The sequence below is a fragment of the Nocardioides panacihumi genome (genome assembly GCF_039530925.1).
Taxonomy (GTDB): domain Bacteria; phylum Actinomycetota; class Actinomycetes; order Propionibacteriales; family Nocardioidaceae; genus Nocardioides; species Nocardioides panacihumi.
Genome location: NZ_BAAAPB010000005.1, coordinates 139,186 through 164,389, shown reverse-complemented (window position 1 = coordinate 164,389; position 25,204 = coordinate 139,186). Strand labels below are relative to the sequence as shown.

Annotated in this window: 20 protein-coding genes; 12 read left to right on the top strand and 8 right to left on the bottom strand. The window is 71.9% G+C overall.

Annotated elements, in window-relative coordinates; translation table 11 throughout:
- Positions 1-118: 118 nt before the first annotated feature.
- A complete protein-coding gene (locus ABD205_RS19730) occupies positions 119-1,354 on the bottom strand; it encodes a ScyD/ScyE family protein (RefSeq protein WP_344047841.1) in 1,236 nt (411 codons plus the stop codon).
- Positions 1,355-1,664: 310 nt separating this feature from the next.
- Between ABD205_RS19730 and ABD205_RS19725 the strand changes: the two genes are divergently transcribed.
- Together ABD205_RS19725 and ABD205_RS19720 are read left to right on the top strand one after the other, a co-directional pair.
- Positions 1,665-4,049, top strand: coding sequence for a GH25 family lysozyme (locus ABD205_RS19725; RefSeq protein WP_344047840.1), 2,385 nt, complete (start codon positions 1,665-1,667; stop codon positions 4,047-4,049).
- A gap of 5 nt (positions 4,050-4,054) precedes the next feature.
- A complete protein-coding gene (locus ABD205_RS19720; RefSeq protein ID WP_344047838.1) occupies positions 4,055-4,369 on the top strand; it encodes a hypothetical protein in 315 nt (104 codons plus the stop codon).
- Positions 4,370-4,381: 12 nt separating this feature from the next.
- Here ABD205_RS19720 and ABD205_RS19715 read toward each other — a convergent pair whose 3' ends face one another.
- On the bottom strand, positions 4,382-5,644 hold the full coding sequence (locus ABD205_RS19715) for a lytic murein transglycosylase (protein ID WP_344047836.1): 1,263 nt from the start codon (positions 5,642-5,644) through the stop codon (positions 4,382-4,384).
- 139 nt (positions 5,645-5,783) lie between these two features.
- Positions 5,784-7,349 (bottom strand): caspase family protein, encoded by a 1,566-nt coding sequence (locus tag ABD205_RS19710; RefSeq protein WP_344047834.1) that lies wholly within the window; start codon positions 7,347-7,349, stop codon positions 5,784-5,786.
- A gap of 179 nt (positions 7,350-7,528) precedes the next feature.
- On the opposite strand from ABD205_RS19710, the gene ABD205_RS19705 reads away from it, so the two are divergent.
- The gene (locus ABD205_RS19705) at positions 7,529-7,927 is read left to right on the top strand and encodes a hypothetical protein (protein ID WP_344047833.1); all 399 of its coding nucleotides are present in this window, start codon (positions 7,529-7,531) and stop codon (positions 7,925-7,927) included.
- A gap of 64 nt (positions 7,928-7,991) precedes the next feature.
- Positions 7,992-8,177: a hypothetical protein gene (locus ABD205_RS19700; RefSeq protein ID WP_344047831.1), complete on the top strand. Its 186-nt coding sequence runs from the start codon at positions 7,992-7,994 to the stop codon at positions 8,175-8,177.
- Between the two features lie 36 nt (positions 8,178-8,213).
- Here the strand turns inward: ABD205_RS19700 and ABD205_RS19695 are convergent, their stop codons facing one another.
- A complete protein-coding gene (locus ABD205_RS19695) occupies positions 8,214-9,827 on the bottom strand; it encodes a DHA2 family efflux MFS transporter permease subunit (protein ID WP_344047829.1) in 1,614 nt (537 codons plus the stop codon).
- Between the two features lie 156 nt (positions 9,828-9,983).
- Here ABD205_RS19695 and ABD205_RS19690 point away from each other — a divergent pair, with 156 nt between their 5' ends.
- Together ABD205_RS19690 and ABD205_RS19685 are read left to right on the top strand one after the other, a co-directional pair.
- A complete protein-coding gene (locus tag ABD205_RS19690) occupies positions 9,984-11,096 on the top strand; it encodes an S-(hydroxymethyl)mycothiol dehydrogenase (RefSeq protein WP_344047827.1) in 1,113 nt (370 codons plus the stop codon).
- Entirely contained in the window at positions 11,093-11,704 is a 612-nt protein-coding gene (locus tag ABD205_RS19685) for an MBL fold metallo-hydrolase (RefSeq protein WP_344047825.1), read from the top strand. The genes ABD205_RS19690 and ABD205_RS19685 overlap by 4 nt, the downstream gene beginning before the upstream one ends.
- 2 nt (positions 11,705-11,706) lie before the next feature.
- Here the strand turns inward: ABD205_RS19685 and ABD205_RS19680 are convergent, their stop codons facing one another.
- A complete protein-coding gene (locus tag ABD205_RS19680) occupies positions 11,707-13,398 on the bottom strand; it encodes a glycosyltransferase (protein WP_344047824.1) in 1,692 nt (563 codons plus the stop codon).
- A gap of 557 nt (positions 13,399-13,955) precedes the next feature.
- The gene (locus tag ABD205_RS19675) at positions 13,956-14,531 is read right to left on the bottom strand and encodes a phosphatase PAP2 family protein (RefSeq protein WP_486348422.1); all 576 of its coding nucleotides are present in this window, start codon (positions 14,529-14,531) and stop codon (positions 13,956-13,958) included.
- Positions 14,532-14,714: 183 nt separating this feature from the next.
- Here ABD205_RS19675 and mptB point away from each other — a divergent pair, with 183 nt between their 5' ends.
- The 4 genes from mptB (at position 14,715) to ABD205_RS19655 (ending at position 18,381) form a co-directional block, all read left to right on the top strand.
- The gene (mptB, locus tag ABD205_RS19670; protein ID WP_344047822.1) at positions 14,715-16,205 is read left to right on the top strand and encodes a polyprenol phosphomannose-dependent alpha 1,6 mannosyltransferase MptB; all 1,491 of its coding nucleotides are present in this window, start codon (positions 14,715-14,717) and stop codon (positions 16,203-16,205) included.
- Positions 16,206-16,264: 59 nt separating this feature from the next.
- Positions 16,265-17,191 carry a slipin family protein gene (locus ABD205_RS19665; protein ID WP_344047821.1) on the top strand — a complete coding sequence of 309 codons (927 nt, stop codon included), beginning with the start codon at positions 16,265-16,267 and terminating at the stop codon, positions 17,189-17,191.
- A 34-nt stretch (positions 17,192-17,225) separates the two neighbouring features.
- The gene (locus ABD205_RS19660; RefSeq protein WP_344047820.1) at positions 17,226-17,900 is read left to right on the top strand and encodes a response regulator transcription factor; all 675 of its coding nucleotides are present in this window, start codon (positions 17,226-17,228) and stop codon (positions 17,898-17,900) included.
- Between the two features lie 100 nt (positions 17,901-18,000).
- Positions 18,001-18,381 carry a response regulator gene (locus ABD205_RS19655; protein WP_344047819.1) on the top strand — a complete coding sequence of 127 codons (381 nt, stop codon included), beginning with the start codon at positions 18,001-18,003 and terminating at the stop codon, positions 18,379-18,381.
- On the opposite strand, the gene ABD205_RS19650 is transcribed toward ABD205_RS19655, so the two are convergent.
- Together ABD205_RS19650 and ABD205_RS19645 are read right to left on the bottom strand one after the other, a co-directional pair.
- Positions 18,334-20,373: a hypothetical protein gene (locus ABD205_RS19650; protein WP_344047817.1), complete on the bottom strand. Its 2,040-nt coding sequence runs from the start codon at positions 20,371-20,373 to the stop codon at positions 18,334-18,336. The genes ABD205_RS19655 and ABD205_RS19650 overlap by 48 nt on opposite strands.
- A gap of 1 nt (position 20,374) precedes the next feature.
- Entirely contained in the window at positions 20,375-21,670 is a 1,296-nt protein-coding gene (locus ABD205_RS19645) for a sensor histidine kinase (protein WP_344047815.1), read from the bottom strand.
- A gap of 202 nt (positions 21,671-21,872) precedes the next feature.
- Here ABD205_RS19645 and ABD205_RS19640 point away from each other — a divergent pair, with 202 nt between their 5' ends.
- Both ABD205_RS19640 and ABD205_RS19635 read left to right on the top strand, forming a co-directional pair.
- The gene (locus ABD205_RS19640) at positions 21,873-22,652 is read left to right on the top strand and encodes an ABC transporter ATP-binding protein (protein ID WP_344047814.1); all 780 of its coding nucleotides are present in this window, start codon (positions 21,873-21,875) and stop codon (positions 22,650-22,652) included.
- Positions 22,653-22,655: 3 nt separating this feature from the next.
- Positions 22,656-25,202, top strand: a complete 2,547-nt coding sequence (locus ABD205_RS19635) for an ABC transporter permease (protein WP_344047812.1) — start codon at positions 22,656-22,658, stop codon at positions 25,200-25,202.
- Positions 25,203-25,204 lie beyond the last annotated feature (2 nt).

The window sequence follows — 25,204 nt, the reverse complement described above, 5'->3', positions numbered from 1 at the left end:
CGAACTGTCACGGTGATAGTTCGCAGGGGGGCCGGTCCGACCGCACGCGCGACGAGGCGCGCCCCCGGTCCGAGGACCGGAGACGCGCCCGAGGAATCACTCGTCAGGCACCCGCGGGTCACCTGCCGACGCGCATCACCCCGCCGGAGACACCGGGAGCCGACGAGCCGACGGTGACGTACATGGCACCGTCAGGACCCTGGGCGATCCCGCCCGGGAGGGCCAGCTGGCCAGCGCCGATCCGGGTGTGCGAGCTCGGATTGCGGAACGGGATCTTGACGATGTCGCCGGGAGGGCTCGCCTCGAGGCCGCCCTGGAACATCTCGGTCGCCCAGAAGTTGCCGGAGCGGTCGAAGGTGCACGCGGTGACGGTGGTCAGTCCGGACGTCCAGAGCTGGGGCGCCGTCGGGTAGTTCGCGTTCGGGTTCACGCGCCACACGTCGGACTGGTTCCCTCCGCTGCCGGTGAACAGGTTCGACACGAAGTGCAAGGTGCCGACGTAGAGCCAGCCGTCCGGGCCCTGCGCGATGCACGTGGGCGTCGAGTCGCGGAACGGTGCGGCCGTCTCGTTCGGGATGTAGGCGATGATCCGCGCCGTGCCGTCGCGCATGACCTCGGAGATCGTGTTGGCACCGGCGTCGGCCACGAAGGTGCGCGTCCGGCCGTTGCGGTGGTCCTGGGTGACGAGCACGCCGTACGGGTTGGAGTCGGGGAAGTCGTCGGGGAACAGCGCCTTGTTGTCGCCGGTCCACTTGTACATCTGGCTGCCCACGTCGGCCTTGTCGGTCGCCGCGCCGGTCGCACCGTTGAGGCGGTAGAGGTGGCCGGCCTGCGGGGCGTTGACTGCGCCGCCCGAGGCCGCGGCCACGCCCGGGGTGGACTCGGACATGATCATGGACACCTGGCACGCCTTGTTGTGGCTCCGGTGGTGCCACCGGTACCTGCTGTGCGAGGAGCGATCGTCCCTGCGATGCGTCGAACACCGGCTGCTCGTCGCGCTGAGCCCCTCGGGGCCGAGCACGTCCGGCGGTGCTGAGGGGTCCTCGGTGGCGTAGACCGAGGAGAACGGGGTCGACCAGCTGGGGGTCGTGCTGCCCCATCGGTACTTGCTGACCTTGCCGGTCTGAGTGAGACCGGCCGGGCCGTCGCCGGCCACGCCGGACTCGGCGACGTACATGCTGCCCCGGCCGTCGAAGGCGATGCCCCGCGGCGCTGCCAGGCCACCCAGCACCGGCGTGATGGACACCGAGTGGGCCGGATGAGCGACGGCTGCGGTCCCGAAGAACGGGGCGACCGCGATTGCGGTCGTCGTTGCCGCGAGGATCATCCTGCGGCGGGTGCTTCTGATCATCATGTGACCTCCCACGTTCGGTGTGTGAGCCAGCGTTGCTGGCGGCCCTCTCGTCGACAGCGGACCCGCCGGCCAGACTCGACCCAGAGCCACGGCCGGGTACGACGGCCGCGAGGAGATACCCGAAATTGGTCTTGTCCGCGCACTGACGTCGGGTAAAGGGGTCGCCGCCCACGTGATCGGCGGGCATGTCAATAGCCCGAACGGGTCATTGACCCCTAGTTCGACCCCGGACGACCGTGGAATGCGATCCTGCAGGCGCCAACCCCGGTGTGAAGCTCATCCTCGCCGCGGGATCGTCGAGGTGATCACGATGGACAGCACGACGTTGACCGACGTACTGGAAGGGCTGCCGTCGCCTGTGACGCTGGCGCCCGGCAACGGCGCCCGCCCGTCCGCGACGCCGATCCGGGTCGTCACCGCGAACGTCCAGTCCTTCCCGGACAACGCCCTCACCCTCGCCGAGGCGCAGGAGGACCTGACCCGCAATGCGAGTGTCGGCGATCTGGTGCTCCTCCAGGAGATCGCGGACCGCTACCGCCCCCTCGTGCAGCAGGCGTTCCCGCCGGCCGAGTGGTTCGTCTTCTACGGGCGTCGCGACAACACCACGCCCATCGCCTGCCGCCGCAGCCAGTTCTCCAAGGTCGCCGGTCGGGTCCAGCTCCTCCACAACGCCGTCGCCGGCCTGCACACCAGGCGCTACTGCACCCACCTACGGCTGACGTCCGACGCCCTCGGTCGCGACTTCCACGTCACGAACGTCCACCTCGTCGCGGGCGCGTTCAACAACGTCCAGGAGCCGGACCAGGCGGTCCGGCTGCAGGAGTGGAACGAGGCGATCGCCAAGCACCAGCTGTTCCTCGCGAGGCTCGTGGCCAGCGGGCTGCCGGTGATGGGTGGCGGTGACTACAACCGCCAGCTCAGGCAGAGCCGGTCCGCGGGCGAGAGGATCGCGGGCAAGCCGGTGACGTACGCCGTGGGCCCGAACTCGATCGACCTCATCTGGTTCGTCGACGGCGACGACCTCGGCTGGTCGGTGCGCTCGACGAAGATCTTCCAGGGTCGCGACGGGCAGAACCCGCGACGCCACAGCGACCATGCCGCGCGCCTGGCCAACGCCGTCCTCGGACCCGTCAGCGCGACGCCGCAGGCGCCTGGGGCGTCGTTGCCGGTCAAGGTGACCGTGCCGCCGCCCAGGTCGAAGAAGCCGCGCCCCCGGCCGCCGGTTCAGGCCCAGGTGGGACCGAAGCCCCCCGTCGCCGTGCCGCCGCACCCGCAGGATCTGCCGGGTCCGTTCGAGCTGACCACGTTCGGCGACCGCAGCCCCAAGAAGGTCGACTGGAAGACCCGCGCGGCACTGGAGGAGGCGCAGCGCCGACTCGGCTATCCGCTGACGATCGTGCAGGGCTCCTACAACGCCGGTGGGGTCTCGCAGTCCGCCGGCACCCACGACGGCGGCGGGGCCGTCGACCTGCTGCCGTGGGACTGGCGGCGGAAGGTCCGCGTCCTCAGGTCGATCGGCTTCGCCGCGTGGCACCGGCCGACGATCCGGGGCCTGTGGAACGAGCACGTCCACGCGGTGATGATCGATCACGGCCGTCTGTCGCCCTCGGCGGCGCGCCAGGTGGTCGCCTACCGCGCAGGCCGCGACGGCCTGGTCAGCAACCGGCCCGACGACTTCTGGCGACCCGACCCGATCCCGGTGTTCTCCTACCCGCCCACGCCGTCCGCAGTGAGCGTGGGGGAGCGGAGCACCGGCGAGGCGCCGGTCGCCGCCTTCCCACCGAGGCGCTCGCTCGACGGCATCGACACGAGCCACCACCAGGACGGCCGCATCGACATCAGGGCCGCGCAGGCGGCAGGGGTGCGGTGGTGGTACCTCAAAGCCACCGAAGGTACGACGGTCGTGGACCGGATCTACCGCAAGCGGGTGCGCCAGGCGCGCGCGGCCGGCATCCCGGTCGGGGCGTACCACTTCGCCCGGCCCGATCGCGGGGACGCGGCGGAGGAGGCGCGCTTCTTCCTGAAGAACTGCGACATCCGCGCCGGCGACATGCTCCCGATGCTGGACCTCGAGTCACTCGAGGGGATGTCGTTGGCGGCGGTGACCCGGTGGACCGGCAACTGGGTCGCCACGGTCACCAACGAGCTGGGCCGCAGGGGCCTGACGGCCAGGCCGATCATCTACACGCCGTTCGACCTCGGCAACGGGTTCGGCTGCCTGCTGTGGGTGGCGCGCTACAGCGACGACTTCCGGCCGCCCCGGATCCCGAAGCCGTGGACGCGGGCCGCCATCTGGCAGCACTCCGACGGCAGGTTCGGGCCGATCAAGCGTGTCCCCGGCTTCGGGCCGGTCGATGTGAACGCCGTCCACCCCGACATCCCGCTGTCCGCGCTGCGGATCAGGTCGACGCGGCCGGCGAGCGTGCCTGCTCCGCCTGCCCCTCACGCGGTAGCCCCGGCCCCGGCACCGGCGCCCGCGCCCGTGGTTCCCGCCCCGGCACCGGTCCCCGCCCCCGTGGTTCCCGCCCCGGCCCCGGTGCCTGCCCCCGCACCAGCCCCGGTGCCTACATCCGCCCCGGCCCCGGTGACGAGCGCCGCCACCGACGAGCCGACCGACCTCGAGGCGGTGCGGCATCGACTCCAGGAGGCCGTGACGAGCCTCCAGGCCGCACTCGACAGCCTTCCCGAAAGGTGAGACCGATGACCCCCATCCACTCCACGGCCGAGCTGCTGCGACGGTTCAACCCGCGCGTGCGCACCACCATCTACACGGCACTCGTGCTCATCGGGGCCGCCCTGAGCGCGTGCCAGGCGTTCGGGATCGACAAGCTGGGCTCCGTCACGATCGACCAGGCACTGACCGTCTACGCCTCACTGGCCCCGCTGACCGGCGTCGTGGCCGTCGCCAACGTCACCGGCCCGGCGGCGGGGGAGGAGTACGCCGACCTGGAGGAGCCCGCCGACCTGTCACTGTTCGAGCCGATCGGCAACCCCGAGGACGTGTACGCCGTCTGAGCCGGGCGGCCGTCAGCTACCGGGAGACGCCTCGGCGGTCGGCGTGGCCGCGGGCCCGATCGAAGGGCCGGCCGACGGGACGGCCGGCGCCGTGTCGGCGGCCGCAGCGCCGCCCCCGACGCGGGCGGGGTCCGCTGACGGGTCCGCTGTCGGGGACTCGGTCGGGGTCTCGGTCGGCGTGGGGTCGGCGGCCGGAGCTTCGGTCGGCGTCGGGACGGGACTCGGGGCCGGGCCCAGGTCACCGCCGGTGCCCGTCCCGGCGCCGTGGACCGGCGACGGGACGCCGACGGTCGAGCCGTGGTGACCGGGCTGACCGTGCCCTGCGTGCTGGCCGTGGTGACGGTGACCGTGCTTGCCGTGACGCGTCTTGGCTGAGCGCACGTCGGCCGGACCGGCGTCGCCCGGAGTCACGAGGGCGCGCGCGGCGGCGTACCCGATCTGGCCGGACGGGAAGGCGTCGATGAGCGCCGCCGAGGACCGGTAGGCACGCGCCGTGCGCAGCACGGTGGACACGTACGACGGGCTGTGGTTGTAGCGCAGCACGGCCACACGCTGCCCGGCGACCGAGGCGAGGTCCTCGGCGCCAGCGCACAGGTAGACGCCGGCGGCGAGGGAAGCGTCGTCGATGTCCTGGGGGTCGCGGCGCCCGTCGCCGTCCGCGTCGACGCTGACCATCGACCAGGTCGAGGGGATGAACTGGAGCGGGCCGACGGCGCGGTCGAAGCGGCGGTCGCCGTCGTACCTGCCCCCGTCCGAGTCGGGCACGAGCGCGACGCCGTGGCCGTCGAGCACCCGTCCGACGATCGGCGGGGTGGCGATGCCCGCGGCGGAGAGGGAGTGCCCGCGAGCCGATCCGTGGTCGGACTCGACGCGCCCGATCGCGGCGAGCAGCGGCCAGTCGAGGTGACAGGTGGGATCGGCCTCGTCGATGACGACCGCGGCCCGCTGGTAGGCCGCGAGCGCGACGGACGGGATGGCGGTCGACACGGCGCTGGCGACGATGGCGCGGGCGTGCCCGGGCGACATCGCCGCGGCGGTCGTGGGTCGCGCCGAGACGCTCACCGGCGGGCTGAACGCCTGGGCAGGCACCGTCACCTCCGGCTGCACGGCCGGGGGCATCGGGGCCGACGGCGACGTGCGCGTCGGCGCGGTGACGGCGTCGCCCGCCTGCGCCCCGGTCAGGCCGAGTCCGGTGGCATGGACCGCCCACGCGCACGAGAGCAGCGCGAGCGAGACGATCGTCGTGGACTTCGATACCGGACCGCGTCTCACCATCAGTACCTCCCCCCTTGGCCATCAGACGGTGACACGCCGGGCGAGCCGGGTCAGCCGAACGCGACGAGATCGCCCATCCGAGGGAAGTACGAGCCATTCGGCCGCACGGGCCCGGGTGAGGGAGTACCGTGCAGCCCTCCTACGGGGCGGCGACCACCCGGATCGAGCACGTCGGCGCTTTGACGAAGACCCGACGCGGGCCGTCCGACTCCAACGTCACCGATGCCTGCTTGTCGCTCGCCTCACGGTTGTCGACGGCGCGGCCGTCGGCGTCGGCCATCAGGAAGAGGTCGCAGGTGGGCGTGCCTTGGAAGTCGGTGACGCTGACGGTCACCCGGCCGGGGCTCTCGAAGACGGCGGAGTCGCCGTCGGCCGACGACCACAGGAGGGGCAGCGGCGCCACGCCGCCGTCTCCGCGCTGCGGCAGCAGCAGGCAGCCGCGGTCGCTGACGTGGTAGTCGAACGTGCCGGACTCCCTCATCTGGAAGGTCTTCACGCCGTAGAAGTCGTCCCAGCTGCGCACGTTGCCCGACCCGCGGTTGCCGAGCGTGATGCTGCATCCGACGTCGTCGCCCCCGCTCACGTTCGAGATGTCGTCCTTGATGCGCAGCCGCCATGGCGAGCTCTGGGTGATGGTGCCCGACGTGCTGATCCCGGCGGTCCCGTCGCCGCCGCCTCCCGGCGACCCGGGATCGCCTCCCTGCAGGACCAGGAACACCACGAGGCCGGCGACGGCTGCCACCCCGACGCCGATGGCGGCCAGGACCGACGGCCGGCGCCATCTGCGCGCACGTGACGGCGGGGCGGGTGACGGCGGGACGGGCGGGGCGTCGGCCGGACCGTCGGTGCCCGACGGGAGGGGGACGGGCGCCGGCTCGGCCGGGGGCGGGGCCGGGGGCTCGGCCGGAGTGAGGACCGGCGGCGTACGCGCCAGGAGGATCGACCCTTCGGCGCCGTACAGCCATCGCTGCGGAGTCTGTTGCGTGCCCGACCGGCGGACCTGCTCGAAGGCGTACGCGTAGGCGTCCTCTACGGAGATCTCGCCGTCGTGGTCCGTGTCGGCCCGTCCGGTCCGGATGCCGTCGATGAGCGCGCTGGTGAAGACCGAGCCGCGAGCCGCGTCGTCGCCCTGCAGCGGCTCACCCTCGAAGGAGTACTCGCTGCCGCGGGAGGCGGTCAGCACCACCCTGCCGCGACCCTCGCCGACGAGGTGCTCGCCGAGGTTCATGTCGTCGTCGCCCTTGGCTCCGCGGGCGAAGGCGCCGCTGAAGCAGCAGTCGAGGATGACGACCTGCCGGCGCGCGCGGCAGTCCTCGAGCTGGTCGAGCAGCCAGTGCGACTCGACGCCGGAGGAGGCGAGGCGGTTCTTGAAGGTGTCACGCGCCGCGAAGTAGAGGCGTCGTCGGGCGTCCACGAGCCCGTGGCAGGACAGGTACACGAGCAGCAGGTCGTCGGGCTCGCGATCAGCCAGGAAGTCCTCGATGGCCACCCGGAGCTGATGGGCCCGTTCGTTGACCACCGACGTCACGGAGAAGCCTCCGACCTCGGGGTCGGCCAGCAGGTCACGCAGCTCGGCCGCGTCTCCCGCGGGCGCGCGCAAGGCGCGAAGCGATGTGTCGAGATAGTCGGTGACCGCCACGACCAGCGCCAGTCGACGCCCTGGTGCGCCTCCTGGTGGAGCGGGTCCGGCGAATGCTCCGGCCACCACCGACCTTCTTCCCGGCCGGGCCGGCGGCCCAGCGCCCTGCGTCCACGGTATCGGCAGCGACGCGGTCCCGGCGAGTGCGATCTCCGGCCGGGTCGGAGGTCCGCGACGACGGTTGACGGTGGAGGTCGCGTGTGGTGCCCTCTCAGGAGAGTCCTCGACTCAACGAGGTGAGCGTGGTGACCAGGGAACTGAAGATCGAGCTCTTCGAGCCGGGCGCCGATCCCGAGATGGTCGACGACCTCGCCGCCGACCTCCGGCTGGAGCTCCTCGAGCTCGACGTCGAGTCCGTGTCGCCGGTCGTGCAGGGTCCGCCGGCGGACGGGAGCAAGGGGATCGAGGTCGCGACGCTCGGGGCGCTCCTGGTGTGCATCAAGGACTCGGTCTGGTTGGTGGAGGAGGTCGTCGGCACGGTGAGGTCGTGGCTGTCGCGGGGCTCCTCGTCACGCCGGTCGCTGAAGATCACCGTCGAGGGCCGCAGCCTCGAGCTGTCCGGCGCCACCGACGAGCAGCAGCAGCAGCTCGTGGCCGAGTTCGTCCGTTCGCTGGGCGCGCCGACGCGGCCGGATCCTGCCTGACTCGCCTGACTCGGGTGACCCGGGTGACTCGGGTGACGTTGCAACATGAGGAGGGGGTCTCGACATGGCGCAGGCAAGCGGAGCGAAACGGGTGACGGGTGCACTCGCCGAGGCGACGGGCAGGTCTGACGACGAGGTGCGCCTCGCCCTGACGATCGCGGCGGTGGTCGCCGGCCTGATCGCCACGCTGCGGCTCCTCAAGTCTCTCGGGGAGCTGGGTTCGGACCTGTTCGCGCGCTCCAGAAGGTGAGCCGTGGGCGGCCCGCACGGGCGGGCCACCCACCCATCAGTGGATCGCCACCGGCGGGACGCCCTCGTCGTCGAGGAGATGACTCTCCTCGTGCTTGCGCGGGAGCATCAGGGCCGGGATCAGCGCGACCACGAGGACGATCCATGCCACCCAGTAGGTCTGGGCGAACGCCTCCGCGGCGCTCGCCATGCCGTTGGCGACCGCTGCCGGGTCGAGGTGCAGCTTGGCGAAGACCTCCGGCTGGGTGTTCTTGAGGATGGCGGCCGTGGTCTCGGTGATGCCGTCGGGGAAGCCCGGTATGTGGCTGGTGCCCGGGATCACCGGGGAGTTCTTGAGGTTGTTGGTCAGGACCACCGACATCGTCGCGACGCCCACCGAGCTGGCGATCTGCTGGTTGATGTTGAGGAGGGTCGAGCCACGGGCGACCTCGTGCGCCTTCAGGTTGCGCAGGGCGGTCGTCATGATCGGCATCATCGTGGCGCCCATGCCCCAGCCCATCACGACGAGCATCGCGATGATCTCCGGGTAGGGCGTGGTGTCGGTGATCTGCGTCAGCCCGAACATGCCGACGATGATCAACAGCAGCCCGATCGGGACGATCCGGCCGATCGGGACCTTGTCGGAGAGGCGTCCTGCGATCGGCATCGTCATCATGGCGCCGAGGCCCTGGGGAGCCACGAGCAGACCGGCGTGCAGGGTCGACTCTCCGCGCACCTGCTGGAAGTAGGTCGGCACGAGCAGCAGGCCGCCGAAGAAGGCACTCGCGAACAGGAACATCGTGATCAGCGAGAGCGCCAGGTTGCGGTTGGCGAGCAGCCTCAGGTCCAGGAGGGGGTGCTTCGGCTTGAACGACCACCACACGAACGTCGCCATCAGGGCGAGTCCGACGGTCGCCGGCAGCCACACGTGCGGATCGCTCAGGTCGCCGCCGTGGCTCGGCAGCGACGAGACGCCGTACAGGAACAGCGCCAACCCGGGCGACATGAGCAGCATGCCGACGACGTCGAGGGACTCCGAGGGCTCGGGGGCGTCCTTCTCGAGCACGAACCAGGCGTAGACGACGGCGATGATCCCGAGCGGGACGTTGATCAGGAAGATCCAGTGCCAGCTGGCGATCTGGATCAGCCAACCGCCGAGGATCGGGCCCATGATCGGGCCGAGCAGCATCGGGACGCCCAGGATCGCCATCAGCCGACCCATCCGGTGCGGGCCTGCCGCGCGGGTCAGGATCGTCATGCCCAGCGGCATCAGCATGCCGCCGCCGAGACCCTGCAGGACGCGGAAGCCGATGAGCGCGTTGATGCTCCAGGCCGTCGCGCAGAGCGCGGATCCGGTCGTGAACAGGAGGATGGCGGTCATGTAGAGCCGCTTGGTGCCGAAGCGGTCGGCGGCCCAGCCGGTGAGAGGGATGACGGTCGCCAGCGCGAGGGTGTACGCCGTGACGGTCCACGCGACGTGCGAGTAGTCGAGCTCCTGGCCACCGGAGCCGAACACCCGCTGGAAGGTCGGAAGGGCGACGTTCACGACGGTGATGTCGAGGATCGACATGATCGCGCCGAGCACGACCACGCCGGCGATCTTGAGGACGGCCGCGTCGATGTGGTCCGGGTAGTCGAGAGGTGAAGCGGACTGCGATGTGGAGGAAGCCATGTGAAGGTCCTTCCGAGGTCCGGTCGATGGAGGATGCCGGGGATGTGCGAAGGTCGCAGATGAGTCGCGGGCTGGTGAGTGCCTGAAAAGCGCCTAACGTCGGCAACCCGGTGCTCGTCCCAGTTTGTTCCCGTTCCGGGGCAGAGAGGAAGTCAGATGCAGCAGGTCCAGGCGGTCATCGCCCGCGCGAAGGGCGCGCCGGTCGAGGTGGTCACGATCAACGTGCCGGACCCTGGTCCGGGCGAGGCGGTCGTGAAGGTGCAGGCGTGCGGGGTCTGCCACACCGACCTGCACTACCGGGAGGGCGGGATCAACGACGAGTTCCCGTTCCTGCTCGGCCACGAGGCGGCCGGCATCGTCGAGGCGGTCGGCCCTGAGGTCACGGGCATCGCACCCGGCGACTTCGTCGTCCTCAACTGGCGTGCCGTGTGCGGCGAGTGCCGCGCGTGCCGACGGGGTGCGCCGCAGTACTGCTTCAACACCCACAACGCGAAGCAGCGGATGACGCTCGCCGACGGACCGGACGCCGGCACCGAGCTCTCCCCGGCGCTGGGCATCGGCGCGTTCGCCGAGAAGACGCTCGTGGCGGCCGGCCAGTGCACCAAGGTCGACCCCTCGGCTCGGCCCGCGGCCGTCGGCCTGCTGGGTTGCGGCGTGATGGCGGGGATCGGGGCGGCGATCAACACCGGTGCCGTGACGCGCGGCAGGTCGGTGGCGGTCATCGGCTGCGGCGGCGTCGGCGTCGCCGCGATCGCCGGCTCGGCGCTGGTCGGAGCGAACCCGATCATCGCGGTAGACATCGATGCCCAGAAGCTCCGGACGGCCACGACGATGGGCGCCACCCACACCGTCGACTCCTCGCAGGTCGACCCGGTCGAGGAGATCAGGCGGATCTCGGCCGAGTTCTACGAGGGGGCCGACGGCGCCGACGTGGTCATCGAGGCGGTCGGTCGCCCCGAGACGTGGAAGCAGGCGTTCTACGCCCGCGACCTGGCCGGCACCGTCGTCCTGGTCGGCGTACCGACCCCGGACATGAAGGTGCCCGACCTGCCGCTCATCGACGTCTTCGGGCGCGGCGGCGCACTCAAGTCGAGCTGGTACGGCGACTGCCTGCCCAGCCGCGACTTCCCGATGCTCGTCGACCTCTACCGGCAGGGCCGGCTCGACCTCGACGCGTTCGTGACCGAGGAGATCGGCATCGGCGACGTCGAGGCCGCGTTCGAGCGCATGCACAGCGGCGGCGTCCTGCGCAGCGTGGTGATCCTGTGACGTCGCGGGTCGACCATGGCGTCACCTCGGGCACCTTCAGCCTCGACGGCGAGACGTTCGACGTCGACAACAACGTCTGGGTCGTCGGGGACGACGCCGAGTGCATCGTCATCGACGCCCCGCACAGCGTCGACGACATCCTCGAGGTCGTCGGCGACCGCACGGTCAAGGCGATCGTCTGCACCCACGCGCACGACGACCACGTCCGCGTCGCGCCCGCGCTGGGGGAGGCCACCGGCGGCCCCATCTGGCTGCACCCCGCCGACCAGCCGGTGTGGGAGCTCACCCACCCTGACCGGCGCTGGGACGAGGACCTGGCCGACGGCCAGCAGATCAGAGTCGGCGGCACGACGCTGCACGTGCTCCACACCCCCGGGCACGCGCCGGGCGCGGTGTGCCTCTACGCACCCGAGCTCGGCTGCGTCTTCACCGGCGACACGCTCTTCCAGGGTGGCCCGGGCGCGACAGGACGTTCCTACTCCGACTCCGACCTCATCCGGGAGTCGATCGGGGCGCGGCTGCTCACCCTCCCCGACGAGACCGTGGTGCACACCGGGCACGGCGCCGACACCACCATCGGTGCCGAACGCGTCGCGCTCGCCCGCTGACGTCAGGGCGAACGGCTTGCGCGGCGCAACGGCGGCAGGATCTGGAGCAGGCTGAGCCCCGCGAAGACCAGGGTGTTGAAGCCGACCCAGACGCACAGGATCTGGTACCAGTCGGTCGACAGGATCGAGGTCGGGAGCAGGATCCCCAGCGAGGTGATCGCGTACGGCGCCAGGAGCACCGGCGCGAGCCCTTGCTCGGCCGACCGGGGGACGTAGTTCCAGCCGGCCTTGCGACCGGAGGCGATCTGGAGCAGCGAGACGACGAAGCAGACCTGCAGGAACATGGCGTACGCCAGCTCGATCACGATCGGCGCGGCGATCGCCCGCCCGCGCCAGCCCACGGCCCAGACGGTGACGAGCCGCTCGACGACGAACACCAGTCCGATGGTCACCCAGAACGGCGACCACCGGATGGTGTCGGCGGCGAGCAGGGTGATGACCATCAGCGCCAGGTAGGACCAGAGCGCCAGCACGCCGTAGCCGAGGCCCAGCTGCTGGACCCAGTACGGCGTCGTGGCCCGCGTGAGCCCGTAGACCCCGATGTTCTCCAGCGCGCCGCGGTGCCACCTGAGCCGCTGGCGCCACAGGTCGCGCCAGCGGGGCATGACCTCGGTGGTGACCCGGCACTGTGGCGGCGAGGTGAGCTTCGCGCCGAGGGTCTTCAGCGCCAGTGTCAACTCGTTGTCCTCGGTCATCGCGAGGGTGTCGTAGACCATGCCCGCGGGACCGGGGATCAGCTCACCGCGCGAGTCGGCGACGGCGCGCAGGGCGTAGGCGCGCATGACGGCCGCGGTGCCGGTGAGCACGAAGACCCGGTTGCGACGCCGCGCGACGATGCGCTGGTAGCGGGTGAACTCGTTGCGCTGGAGCTGTGCGATGAGACCGGCGTCGTCATCGCCGTAGAACAGGCCGCCGACCGCCATCAGGTCCGCGTCGTGCTCGAGGAGCGCGAGTGCGACCTCGAGGAACTCCGCCGAGATCGTCGAGTCCGCGTCCATCACCATGACCACGTCGGACGACCCCGCATCCGGGAGGAGCCGCTCGAGCTGCTGGTTGAGCGCGCCCGCCTTCTTCTCGGTGTTGCCGACCGTCTCGACGACATCCACACCGTGCGCTCGGGCAAGCTCGACGGTGCCGTCGGAGCAGTTGTCGGCGACCACCACCACGTGGTCGGGTGGGCGGCGTTGGGCGGCGAGGGACGCGAGGGTCGCGCCCAGCACGGCCTCCTCGTCGTGAGCGGGGATCAGGACCGTGCAGCGGAGCCGGGTGGACGCGGCGACCGCCGGCCGTGCCGAGGGGAGTGCCACAGGGATCTCATCGATCCCGAGCGCCTGCACCACGGGCGGCGTGAGGAGGGTGAGGCGGGCTCGTCGCGCGGCCTCGGGCCCGAGCCGGTGGCGCTGCCGTGGCCCACCGCGCCTGCCGAGCACCTGAGCGGCGGCCGCCGTCTGCAGAGCGGTGATGCCGATGACGGCGGCGGCCGCCAGGAGCGCGGCAGCGAAGAGCGCGCCGACTCCCGGCCAGCTGATCCTCACCGGCACAGGCACGACCGCCGAGAACGTCCGGTCGGGTGTCTCCCACGCCGTGAGAAGCCCGGCCAGCACGATCAGGGCCACCGCCGCGAGCGCGATGATCGCGCTCAGCCAGCTCAACCGTGCGACGCGGATCCGCAGGGGGGCTGCCGATTGCGTCATACCAATGATCCTCGCCGCGGTCATCCAGCCCGGTACGCCCGATTCAGGTGAGCAGCGTGGGCCGGGTGAGATCCGGATTTCCAAATTTCTGGCCGATCGCGCCGATTTCGAGACAAGCCGTCGACTGCGGTGGCACTCTCATGAACGAGCATCTGATGATCCGAGAGGCCAGTGCTCGCGGGTCGTCGGCGATCGGGGGATTCGCCGACGGCCCGCCATTCATCGTGCGGAGCCGGTCACCCCGTGTGCCCCGACGCCTCGACCCGGTGCCGAGGGCGCACGGTCGGCAGCCGATGGACGACGTTCTCGCAGCCACACCGGGCCGCGTGGCCGTGCGCGTCAGTGCTCGGGCCGAGGGCGCGGCACGACTGCTGAGGATGACGGACCGGCACCACGAGCGGCCGATAGACCGGGTGCCCGCAGTCTGGGCACGAGGTCGGCTCCACGGCGTCGGACGGCATGCCCCGATCTTGGCGCTCGCTCATCGCGAAGCAGCCGCTGTCTCACGTCCGTGACGACAATCTGGGGTGGCGATGCCTCAGGTGGGGGGTCCCGGACTACGACCGCTGGGTCGAGCCCGAGGACGTCGCGGTGAGCAGCGGACGCAGCGGCGTACGTGTCATCGCGGTCAGGACCCGGCGCAGCAGCGGCCAGACCACGAGGAAGGACGCGACGGCGATCGCTGCGCCCACGAGGAGACCGGCCGCCACGTCGAGGGGGAAGTGTGCCCCGACGTAGACCCGGGTGAACGCCATCAGGAGAGCGAACGCTCCACCCGCCAATGCCAGCCGACGGTGGGCCAGTGCGATGCCGGCGACGACCGCACCGGCCATGACCGCGTGGTCGCTGGGGAACGAGGCGTCCGCGCTGCGGTGGACCAGCACGAGGGCGTCGGGCAGCACCGCGAAGGGGCGGGGTTCGGCGACGGACGCGATCAGGAACTGGTTCACCCACAGCGCCAGCAGGACTCCGAGCGGTGCCCACAGCGCCGCCGCGACCGGGCGGAGATCGCCGTTCCTCCGGGCGAGCCACCACGACAGCAGGAGGAGACCGGCGAACAACGCCACGCCGTACGTCGCGTAGAGGCGTGCCGGCTCGTGGGCCCAGGCGGTGTGGCGGGCGAGCTGGTTCACCGCATGGAACCAGTGTTCCGATACCCGGCCTCCGACGACCGTTCCATCACTTGCGAGCATGCCCGTCCTCTCCGCGGCGTGCCGGACGGCCCGCCGACGCAGGACGCTACGACGCGCGTCGTGAAGCGAGGATGAAGAGACGGCCTTCATCTCCCGCTCATGCCCGAGTCCTAGCGTCGAACCGTGTTCGGGGCTCGAGCCGGGACGGCTGCGCGGTTGCGGACGTCGGTCGGCATGCTCGGAGCGGCCTGCATGGCCGCCGGTGGCTTCTCCTACGCCAAGATCCCCTCGGGCGGGACGGTCGGACACCTCGACGCACTGCGCGACCTGAGGGCCTGGCCCGGTGCCGAGCGCTGGGGGCCGGCCCTGTGCTTCGCAGGCGTCGCGCTGCTGACCGTCGCCTGGCTGCTGCTGGGATCGGCCGTCCGCAGCCGCGAGGCGACGGTCGCCGCGGTGCACCGCGCGGCGCTGCTCTGGGCGGTCCCTGTTGTGGTCGCGCCCCCGCTGTTCAGCGCCGATGCATGGAGCTATGCCGCGGACGGTTTCCTGACGGGGCACGGCGCCTCGCCCTACGTCACGCCCCCCGCCGTGCTGCACGGGCCGATCGTCCAGGCCGTCTGCCTGTGCTGGCGTCACACCCTGGCGCCGTACGGTCCCGTGCCTCTGCTCTGGGGAGGCGCGGTCGACCAGGTGACGTCCAGCCCGTGGCTGCTGATGCTGGCCTACCGGGCGCTCGCGATGGTCGGGCTGGGCCTCCTCATGTACGCCGCGCCGCGACTGGCCGGACTGGCAGGACTCCCCGCCGCCGAGGCGTCGTGGCTCGCGGTCGCCAGCCCGTTCGTGCTCGCCGACGGCGTCGGCGGGGCCCATGTGGACCTGCTGCTCGTCGGTCTGGTGGCGACGGCGCTGCTGGCGACGGTGACCCGCGGATGGCTCGTCGGCGCCGTGATCATCGGGGTCGCGACCGCGGTGAAGGCGCCGGCCGTCGTCGCGGGGCTCGGAGTGGCGCTGGTCTCGGCGCGATCCCTCGGCGGCGGGCCCCGGATCTGGGCCGCGGTCCGGGTCGCGGCGGTGGCGCTGGGCACGGCCGCCGGCATCGGGATCGTCAGCGGCCTGGGCGTCGGCTGGGTGAGGACGATGCACGTCGCCTTCGTGCTGCACACCCCGCTCTCGATCACCTACGAGGCGGGCCGGAACCTGCGCTGGCTGTTCCACTCCGACGCTGCGACGGTCGCGGACGCCGTCGGGGTCGGCCTGATGGTGCTCGGCTGCGCCCTGCTGCTGACCCGCGCTCCCGTTGGCGGCGTCCGCGGGCCGTTCACCGCAGCCGGCGTCGCGATGCTGCTGGTCACCGTCCTCAGCCCGGTGACCAACTACTGGTACTTCCTGTGGTGCCTGCCGCTGCTGGCGATGTGCCGGCTGCCGCAGACCGCGCGGCGCTGCCTCGTCGCTCTGGTCCTCGCTCTCGGGCTGATCACCCCGCTCGACCCCTCGCTGCACGTCCCGAACGGCTGGATGATCATCGAAGGGTCGGTCGGTGCGGCGCTGCTCGTGGCCCTCGCCTGGGAGCGCGTGCTGGTCCCGAGCATGGTGCCGCTCGCGGCACACGCCGGCTTCGTGAGTGGCTCCGGCGCTGCGGGTGATGGCCGGCCGCGCGGCCCGCGCCGAGGCTGAGCCGGGGCTGTGCGAGCGGCGTACGCTTGATGTGAAACTCGTCCCGCTAGGGAGTCGCCATGGACGTGGTGCTGATCATTCTGGTGATCGTGGTCCTGCTCGCAGGCCTCCTGTTCGCGGGGAGTGCCCGCGTCGTCAAGCAGATCGAGCGCGGCGTCGTCTTCAGGCTGGGGCGGGTCCTGCCGGACGTCAGGCAGCCCGGCCTCACCGCCCTCATCCCGGTCGTCGACCGGTTGCGACGGGTCAACATGCAGGTCGTGACGATGACCGTCCCGGCCCAGGACGGCATCACCCGCGACAACGTGACCGTGCGGGTCGACGCGGTCGTCTACTACCGGGTCATCGACCCGGTGCTCGCGGTCGTCCAGGTGCAGGACTACGCCTATGCCATCTCGCAGGTCGCGCAGACGTCGCTGCGGTCGATCATCGGCAAGAGCGAGCTCGACGACCTGCTGTGCAACCGCGAGCACCTCAACCAGGGCCTCGAGATCATGCTGGACAGCCCGGCCCTGCCCTGGGGCATCGAGATCGACCGGGTGGAGATCAAGGACGTCGCGCTGCCCGAGACGATGAAGAGATCGATGTCGCGCCAGGCGGAGGCCGAGCGCGAGCGCCGCTCCCGGATCATCACCGCGGACGGCGAGTTCCAGGCGTCGAAGAAGCTGGCCGAGGCCGCGCACGCGATGTCGGCGACACCGGCCGCGCTCCAGCTCCGGCTGCTCCAGACGATGGTGGAGGTGGCGGCCGAGAAGAACTCGACGCTGGTGCTGCCCTTCCCGGTGGAGATGCTGCGCTACTTCGAGGCCGTGGCCACCGGCGAGCCGGCCCCCGTGCGACGGAGCGTGCAGACGGCAGCCGAGCCGCCTGCCGAGCCGCCGGCCGGCGAGGCGGTCGACGAGGCGGTCGACGGCGCTCTCCCGGCGTTCACGGACCCGCCACCGTTCGAGGTCCCGATCGAGGTCCCGATCGAGCAGAACGGAAGGTGACGGCCCCCGGCGCCGCGCGCTCTACAGTGTGCCCATGACGGTGCGCGTCGTCTTCGCCGACGACAACTACCTCGTGCGGGAGGGCGTCGCGGGCCTGCTCGCCGAGGCGGCCGAGGTCGACCTGGTGGAGACCGCGGCCGACACCGACGCGCTCATGCGGGCCGTGGCGCTGCACCGGCCGGACGCCGTGCTCACCGACATCCGGATGCCACCGACGTTCACCACCGAGGGCATCGACGCGGCGAAGCGGATCCGCTCGGACTTCCCGGGCACGGGTGTCGTGGTGCTGTCGCAGTACGTCGAGGAGGAGTACGCCCTCGAGCTGCTGTCCGACGGCGTGGAGGGGCTGGGCTACCTGCTCAAGGAGCGCGTCGCAGAGGTCGACGAGCTGGTCCGTGCCCTGCACGACGTGGCGCGGGGCGGGTCGGCGCTGGACCCGAAGGTCGTCGAGGGGTTGTTGCGCCGGAAGAACCAGGACGTCGGCTCCGCGCTCCGCGGCCTCACCGATCGCGAGCTCGAGGTCCTCCGAGAGCTGGCCGGCGGCCGGAGCAACTCCTCCACCGCGAAGGTGCTCTTCATGAGCGAGCGGGCGGTCGAGAAGCACGTCGGGTCGGTCTTCCAGAAGCTCGGCCTGGCCAACGAGGCCGACGTGAACCGACGCGTGATGGCGGTCCTGGCGTACCTGGAGGCCACCGGAGGTGTCCGGTGACGTGGCGGCAGGTGGGCGGTCGTCCGCCCCGAGCGTGTGGCCAGCCCCCGCGACGGATCGCCCGGCAGGCGTACAGGATGCGGGGGAGGAGGTGGTCGACGTGGACGTCCGAGTGCTGATCGTCGACGACCAGGAGCCCTACCGGCGGGCGATGGCTGCGGTGGTCGAGGCCACCGACGGGTTCAGGGTCGTCGGCACCGCGACGACCGGCGAGGAGTCGCTGGACGCGGTCGACGACCTGCGTCCCGACCTCGTGCTGATGGACGTCAACCTGCCCGGCCTCGACGGCGTGGAGGCCACTCGTCGGCTGGCGGGGCGGCGGGACGGACCGGTGGTCCTCCTGCTCTCGACGTACGACGTCGACCAGGTCGACATCGAGGGCAGCGGCGCGGCGGCGTACCTCCCGAAGGCCGAGCTCGGACCGGACCGGCTCTCAGCCGCGTGGCAGGAGGGTCGCGGGCGACTCCTCGACCGCGGCTGACGCCGGGACGGAGACGAGCAGGACGCCGTCCCGGACGACCACGTCCCCGCCGGCCGCACCGATCCGGTCCGTGATCGTCGGGAGGTCGAGCCCGTGCGGGTCGACCTTCTCTATCCGCAGTCGCACGTCGGGACCGTCGACCCCCAGCGACAGCGACGTCACGTGCTCGCCGGAGCGCACGGCCTCGGCGCAGCAGAAGTAGAGCGCCGCCTCGACACGAGGAGGGAACCGGTGTCCAGCGACGCCGTCGCACTCCAACGTGGCCGACCGCGCGGCGCGAGCCAGCAGCGAGCGAACGGCCGGCTCGAGCCCCGACCTGGCCAGCTGGGAGGGGAAGACGCCGCGGCTGAGGTCACGCAACGCGCTCAGCGCGGTGTTCGTGTCGGCGACGAGCGGGTCGATGCCGGTCGCGGGCCCACCCGACGCCACCGTGGCCCTGACGCGCGCGATCCGGGCCGGCAGGTCGGAGATCAGCGGCAGCACGTCCCGCGCGATCGTCGCCTCGAGCCCGCGCCGGGCCGCGTCGTCGGCCTCGACCAGGCGCAGCCGCGACTCGGCCAGCTGCCGCGTGGTGCGGTCGAGCTCGTCCACCCGGTCCGCGAGCTCGCTGGCGAGGACCGTGTTGCGGAACGCCATCGCCGCCTGTTGCGCAACGGCTTCCAGGACGGCGTGATCGACGGGGCCGAGCTCGCGACCCCGAGGGACCGCGACGGCGATCGTGCCGAGCTGGCGCTCGCCCAGGCGCACGGGGACGGCGTGGTCCCACGGCCCTGCGGCCGTGCCCCAGGTGCCACGCAACGGCTCGCCACCCGGGACCTCGAGCTCCGCGAGCGCGCCGCTCGCCGACACCGCCCGGGCCGCGCTCTCGGCGACCGCCGGCATCAGGTCCCCGGGGCCGGGCGCGTCGGCGAGGCGGCGGTTGAAGTCGGCCAGGGCCTCGTACGGCTGGGCGCGAGGCCCGTAGGCCAGTCGGTTCGCCAGCCGGACGACGCTGCGGCGCAGCGGCTGGAAGGCCAGCGCGACCAGCGCGGTGGCGAGCAGGGAGAGCCAGAACCCCCTGCCGGTGTCCTCCACCCAGCGGCCCGACGCCACCACGAGGGCGGTGTAGCCGAGCGCGGCGAAGGCGAATCCCGCGACCACCACGACGGTGCGATTGATGATCACGTCGAGCTCGTAGAGCCGGTGGCGCAGCACGGCGACGGCGAAGAGGATCGGCATCAGGAAGTACGACACGAAGAGCGGCAGCGCGGCCGTCCAGGTCTGGTCGCCGCCGTTCGTGCTCTGCACCAGGAGGAGCCAGAGCACCCCGACGGTCGGCAGCGCCGCCGCCAGCGCGATGAGCCGGAGCTGGTCACGCTGCTCGCCGCGGCTGCGATGCAGCCGGACCAGCATCGAGACGAGTGACAGGACGAGGCCCGCGAGGATGGAGAGGAAACCGATCGACAGGGCGAGGCGTCGCGCCGGCCCCATCTCCGCCTCGGCGGTCACCAGCTGGAACCTGGCGGGGGGCACGGAGAGGATGGCGAGCATGCACAGCAGTGCGCCCGCCGTGGTCAGCCAGGCGGCGTACCGCCAGCGGCGCGAGAGCAGGTGACCGTCGGGAGCCAGCAGGAACATCAGGGCGATGCCGGCGAGGACGACCTGGCCTCCGAACAGCGTCGCGATCCACGCCGCGACGCCGCCGAGCGCGGCCGGGCCGGGCCCGTCGTTCTCCTGGACCCAGAAGGCGTAGGCCTCCGAGACGAGCGAGACCGCTCCGGCCGCACCCACCACGGTCAGCAGCCAGCCGATCGGATGCCGCTCGTAGCGGGAGATGATCAGCGTGCCCATCACGGCAGAGCCGACGACCGCGCCGTGGATGAACGGGAAGCCGTGCACGGCGATCGCCGTCTCCGACGTCAACGACACGGCGTGCGACGCGACCACCACGTCCGCGACGACGAGTGCCACGGTGAGCCACGCGAGACCGCGGGCGACGCGGGCGGGGCGCACGTCAGACCGCCGATCCGGCGGGAGCGGAGGCGGGTAGCACCGCTCTGACCCGCGTGCCGAGTCCCGGGGCGGAGCTGACGGTGAGCACGCCTCCGACGGACTCGACGCGTTCGCGCATGTTGGTCAGCCCGGTGCCGGTCTTGCCGATGCGCGGGTCGAAGCCGCGCCCGTCGTCCACCACGACGATCTCGAGCGCGTCGTCGGTCCCCACGAGCTCGACACGGGTCGAGGACGCGTGCGCGTGCTTGGCGGCGTTCTGGAGCGCCTCCAGGGAGCAGAAGTACGCCGTCGCCTCGATCGGCGACGCGTAGCGGCCCACGTCTGTCGCGTGCACCTCGACTCCCGACTCCGACGCTGCGACGGCGGCCCTCAAAGCCGCCGCGACCCCGGCGACCTCGAGCTCGGCTGGGTAGATGCCTCGCGCGAGCCTGACCAGCGTGCCGATCGCGTCGGCGGCGGCCTGCTCCTGCTCGGCCAGCAGGGCGTCCGCGCGCTCGGACGAGCGTGCCGCGAGGGTGCCGGCGAGGCGCAGGTTGACGGCCAGCGCGACGAGGTGCTGCTGGGCGCCGTCATGGATGTCGCGCTCCAGCCGTCGGCGCTCGGCGTCGTGGGCATCGACCAGCCGCTCACGAGAGACCCGGAGCTCCTCGGCCCGGGTGGCGAGGACGGCCAGTCGTTGCTCCAGCTCGGCGCGGAGGCGGGCGCCACGCAGCACCAGCGCCGCCTGGTCGGCGAGTCCGGCGAAGAGCCGCTCCTCGACCGGCGTGAACGGCACACCCGGGCGCTCACGCACGACGAGAGCGCCGAGGTTCTGGCCGCCGTGCAGCACCGGCATCCGGCGCGCCACCGAACCGGGGGCGGGCACGTGCGCCGGCGGCCAGGTGGCAGCGAGCGCGCCGTGGTCGTCCATGTCCACCCACACCTGCGCCGACTCGGCGCCGATGCCCTCGGCGAGCACCCGCGCCATCCGTTCGGGCAGCTCACGGTCGGGATGCTGGCCAGCCAGCGTCTGGGTGAACCTCCGCACGACGTCGTACGGCGACGGGCGACCGCCGAGCACCACCCGCGTCGCCCACCGCTCGAGCCGCCTCTGGGCGGGGTCGAACGCGACGGCGACGATCGCCGTGGCGACCACCGAGAGGAGCAGGCTCGGGCTCGACGCGCGGCCGATCAGCGCTCCGCCGCCGAGCACCACCACGACGTACACGACCGCTACGAACGCCGTCAGCCCTCCCGCGACCACGACGATCGCGAGCAGCTCGCGTCGGGAGCGCCGGCGCCACCGCAGCGGGGTCATGTCTGCAGTCTGCGCGCTCGGCGGGCTGTGGGGGAGGAGGAAACCCGAACCGTGCGGTGAGGACAGCCGCACGGGCAGCCCATCTCGGCAGGCGGCCAGCGCCCGCGGCCCTGCGCTCAGCCCGATCGCCCGCTGCCACCCGGTCGCGGTGTCCTCGTCACATGCCCTCCGATCGGAGGGTCACCCGACAAGGAGAACCGCCATGACCCCCATCACCACCACGACCGCCCTCGATCGCGTCGGCGCCCCCGCCGGTGCGGACGTCGCCGCCCGCGCTGAGCACCTCAGCAAGCGGTACGGCGCCGGCGAGGCCGTCGTGACGGCGCTCGACGACGTCAGCGTCGGACTGGACCGTGGTCGCTTCACCGCGATCATGGGTCCGTCCGGCTCGGGCAAGTCGACGCTGCTGCACCTGCTCGCCGGACTCGACCGCCCGACGTCAGGCACGGTCCACCTCGGCGACACGGAGATCACCGCGCTCCGGGACAAGGCGCTCACCACCCTGCGGCGCGACCGGATCGGCTTCATCTTCCAGTCTTTCAACCTGCTGCCCACCATGACGGCTGCCGAGAACATCGTGCTCCCGATGCGGATCGCGGGACGGCGGCCCGACCCGCACTGGGTGGCCTCGATCGTCGAGACCGTGGGCCTCACCGGTCGACTCGGCCACCGCCCGTCGCAGCTCTCCGGAGGCCAGCAGCAGCGGGTCGCCGCCGCTCGCGCCCTCGCGTCCCGCCCCGAGATCGTCTTCGCGGACGAGCCGACGGGTGCCCTGGACTCCCGCTCCGGCTCCGAGCTGCTCCAGTTCCTCCGCACGGCCGTCGACGACCTCGGTCAGACGGTCGTCATGGTCACCCACGACCCGGCCGCCGCCTCGTATGCGGACCGGGTCCTCTTCCTCGCCGACGGCCACCTGGTGGACGAGATGCTCGCCCCCTCGGCCGACGACGTCCTCGACTACATGAAGCACCTGGGGGACTGACCCATGTTGACCGCAACCTTCCGCAGCATGGTGGCGCACAAGCTGCGCCTCCTGCTCACGACGGCGTCGATCGCGCTGGGCGTCGCGCTCCTCGCCGGCACGCTCATCCTCACCAACACGATGGGGATCGCGTTCGACATGCTCTTCGGCAAGATCTCCTCCGGCACCGACGCGGTGGTCCGCACGCACGCGCCGTACACCTCGACCGAGGGTGTCGGCACGGACCGCGGGCCGATCGCGGCCTCGGTGCTCGACCGCGTCCGCCAGGTCGACGGCGTCCGTGCCGCCGAGGGCTCGGTCAGCGGCTACGCGCTGCTGACCGACACCCACGGCCGGGCGGTCACCACCAACGGCGGCGCGCCCACCAACGGCTACTCGATGCCGGCTGACGACGAGCTGCGTGGCCAGGTCGAGCTCCTCTCCGGGCACGCCCCGCACGGGTCGCACGAGGTCGTCATCGACGCCACCAGCGCCGAGGACCACCACATCTCGCTCGGCTCCGACATCAAGGTGCTGTTCCAGGGTCCGACCCGCGAGTTCACGGTCGTGGGCACGGTCGGTTACGGCGACGGCATCAAGGACCTCGGCGGGACGACGTCGGCCTACTTCGACACCGCCACCGCCCAGCAGGTGCTCGGGTCACCCGGCCAGTTCGACAGCATCGACGTCAGTGCGGAGCCCGGCGTCAGCCAGGCCGAGCTGGCGCACCGGCTCTCCTCGGTGATCCCGTCGGGCACCGAGGCGGTGACCGGCGCCGCGGTCGCCCAGGAGAACTCCGAGGCGACCAAGTCGAACTTCAAGATCGTGGGCATCGTCTTCGGCGTCTTCGCCGCGATCGCTCTGTTCGTGGGGTCCTTCATCATCTGGAACACCTTCACCATGACGGTCACCCAGCGCTCGCGGGAGATCGCTCTGCTCCGCGCGATCGGCGCCCGCCGACGCCAGGTCCTGGGCAGCTTGCTGCTCGAGGCGCTCGTCCTGGGTCTGGTCGCATCCGCGGCCGGCATCGGGCTCGGCATCGCCGTGGCGAAGGGCCTCAAGGCGCTCATGGACGTGGTCGGGCTCGCCCTGCCGTTCACCGCGCTGCAGGTGCCGGCGTCCGCGATCTGGGCGTCGTTCCTGGTCGGCACCGGAGTCACGGTGGTCGCGGCCCTCGTGCCTGCCCGCCGGGCGACCCGGGTGCTGCCGATCGAGGCGCTGCGCGAGTCCGCGCCCGGCGCCGAGAAGGCGTCGTTGGTGCGCGGTCTGGTCGGCCTGTCCGTGCTCGGCGCAGGTGTGGGCGGGATGCTCTGGTCGCTGTACGGCGACGCACCCTTCAAGGTGTTCGGCCTGGGCCTGCTCGCCGCCATGGTGGGCGTCCTGGTGGCTCTGCCGCTCGCCGTACGACCGCTGGCCGCCGCCATCGCCACGCCGCTGAGGCTGCGCGGCATGCCGGGGGAGCTCGCGCGGCAGAACGCGACACGCAACCCGCGTCGCACCTCCGCCACGGCGGCGGCGCTCATGATCGGGCTCACCCTGGTCGTCAGCATGGGGGTCTTCGCCTCCTCGCTGAAGGCGTCCTTCGGCGACGTGCTGGCGGACCGCACGGACGCGGCCCTGTACATCGCGCCGTCGAGCGCGGCGGCCCCGGGGTTCAGCCCCTCCGTCGTCGGTGCGGTCGCCGCTGTGGACGGAGTCGCGCAGGTCTCGGCGAACGGCTGGGGAGAGGCACACTTCGCCGGTACGCCGGCGAGCTACTCGGCGGTCGACCCGAGCAACGTCGATGACGTGATGAACCTCGACGTCTCGCAGGGCTCGTTCGCGGACCTCGGCAAGGACGGCGTCGTCGTCTCGAAGTCGGCCGCCACGGCGCACGGCTGGGGTCTGGGCGACCGAGTCCAGGCGCAGTTCGCCCAGAGCGGTGACCACACCCTGCGGATCGTGGGGGTGTACGACTCCAAGGGCTGGATCGGCGACGACTACGTGATCAGCATCGCCGAGCAACGTGCGCTCGCCGGCCCGCAGCTCGTGGCGACCGCCCTGGTGACGCTGAAGGACGGCGCGGACGCCGGTCAGGTCCAGGACGCCATCGACAGGGCTCTCGCGGACCACCCCGACGCCCAGGTCCTCGACCGTGGCGGCTACCAGAAGTTCGCGAGCGGCTTCATCGACGGCCTGCTGACGCTGGTCACGGTGATGCTGGCGCTGGCCGTGCTGATCGCCCTGCTGGGGATCGTCAACACGCTGGCCCTGTCGGTCTTCGAGCGCACCCGCGAGCTGGGTCTGCTCCGAGCGGTCGGCATGACCCGCGGACAGGTCCGGGCGATGGTCCGCTGGGAGTCGGCGGTGATCTCGCTGATCGGCGCGGTGAGCGGGGCGGTCCTCGGGATCGGCATCGGACTGGCCCTCTCGCAGGTGCTCAAGGACGAGGGCATCAAGTCCGTCTCGGTCCCCGTGGCACAGATCGTCATCTACCTGGTGGTGGCGGCTGTCGCCGGTGTGCTGGCCGCGGTCGGTCCGGCACGGGTGGCGGCCAAGGTCGACGTGCTCAAGGCGGTGGTCGCCGACTGACA

Bases quoted from the DNA above. Each gene is read 5' to 3' on its own strand.
- ABD205_RS19680 (WP_344047824.1), bottom strand. From the start codon at position 13,398: ATGACGCAATCGGCAGCCCCCCTGCGGATCCGCGTCGCACGGTTGAGC.
- ABD205_RS19660 (WP_344047820.1), top strand. From the start codon at position 17,226: ATGACGGTGCGCGTCGTCTTCGCCGACGACAACTACCTCGTGCGGGAG.
- ABD205_RS19730 (WP_344047841.1), bottom strand. From the start codon at position 1,354: ATGATGATCAGAAGCACCCGCCGCAGGATGATCCTCGCGGCAACGACG.
- ABD205_RS19635 (WP_344047812.1), top strand. From the start codon at position 22,656: ATGTTGACCGCAACCTTCCGCAGCATGGTGGCGCACAAGCTGCGCCTC.
- ABD205_RS19720 (WP_344047838.1), top strand. From the start codon at position 4,055: ATGACCCCCATCCACTCCACGGCCGAGCTGCTGCGACGGTTCAACCCG.
- ABD205_RS19695 (WP_344047829.1), bottom strand. From the start codon at position 9,827: ATGGCTTCCTCCACATCGCAGTCCGCTTCACCTCTCGACTACCCGGAC.
- ABD205_RS19665 (WP_344047821.1), top strand. From the start codon at position 16,265: ATGGACGTGGTGCTGATCATTCTGGTGATCGTGGTCCTGCTCGCAGGC.
- ABD205_RS19690 (WP_344047827.1), top strand. From the start codon at position 9,984: ATGCAGCAGGTCCAGGCGGTCATCGCCCGCGCGAAGGGCGCGCCGGTC.
- ABD205_RS19715 (WP_344047836.1), bottom strand. From the start codon at position 5,644: ATGGTGAGACGCGGTCCGGTATCGAAGTCCACGACGATCGTCTCGCTC.
- ABD205_RS19645 (WP_344047815.1), bottom strand. From the start codon at position 21,670: ATGACCCCGCTGCGGTGGCGCCGGCGCTCCCGACGCGAGCTGCTCGCG.
- ABD205_RS19640 (WP_344047814.1), top strand. From the start codon at position 21,873: ATGACCCCCATCACCACCACGACCGCCCTCGATCGCGTCGGCGCCCCC.
- ABD205_RS19725 (WP_344047840.1), top strand. From the start codon at position 1,665: ATGGACAGCACGACGTTGACCGACGTACTGGAAGGGCTGCCGTCGCCT.
- ABD205_RS19700 (WP_344047831.1), top strand. From the start codon at position 7,992: ATGGCGCAGGCAAGCGGAGCGAAACGGGTGACGGGTGCACTCGCCGAG.